The following is a 535-nucleotide window of genomic DNA, read 5'->3' as shown; positions in this document are numbered from 1 at the left end:
TCAAATACTTTTTTATAAATATTCATTGATAAAGTTCGTGCACTAATCGCGGGCCAGTCAGTTGGCAACAACTCAAGTGGCAATGCAGGATCTTTCAATAAAATCCGACGATAATAATGAATCAGTAAAGTTCGAATTTGAAAGGCCTGAACAGGTTCAAGTTGTTCGTTTTCCTGCATCAGCAACACGCCAATTTCTCTAAAAATATCGAGAAACTGTAGATATCTTTGGCGTAATTCATCGATTGGCCAGTTGGTTCTGAGCATACGTCCAATGGTATCGACCGAGTTATTAAAGAGCTGCAATGTTTCGGCTTTAAACACCACCACTTGCTCACTCATATTTAAGTCAACCAACAAGCGTTGCAGTTCAATACGGTTACAACCCGGATAAGCCATTAAGTTTGTCGAAATATTGGCAAATCCTAACCATTCAAGTTCTTTCTTTAACAACGCTTTATTTTCAGTGTCGAGGCTAGACATCAGAATAAGATCCCAATAATGGTCCCACTCTTTCATCTGGTCGTTATAAATGC

The 535-nt window shown here is 38.9% G+C and carries 1 protein-coding gene; it reads right to left on the bottom strand.

Translation table 11 applies throughout. The features are described 5' to 3' along the window. Positions 1–535 (bottom strand): PaaX family transcriptional regulator C-terminal domain-containing protein (locus tag UC75_RS19355; RefSeq protein ID WP_322842888.1); only part of this gene is annotated, 535 nt, incomplete at both ends.

Source organism: Acinetobacter sp. V2 (genome assembly GCF_001188385.1).
Taxonomy (GTDB): domain Bacteria; phylum Pseudomonadota; class Gammaproteobacteria; order Pseudomonadales; family Moraxellaceae; genus Acinetobacter; species Acinetobacter oleivorans.
The sequence above is the reverse complement of the archived record's forward strand: the minus strand, read 5'-3'. Positions and strand labels throughout refer to the sequence as shown.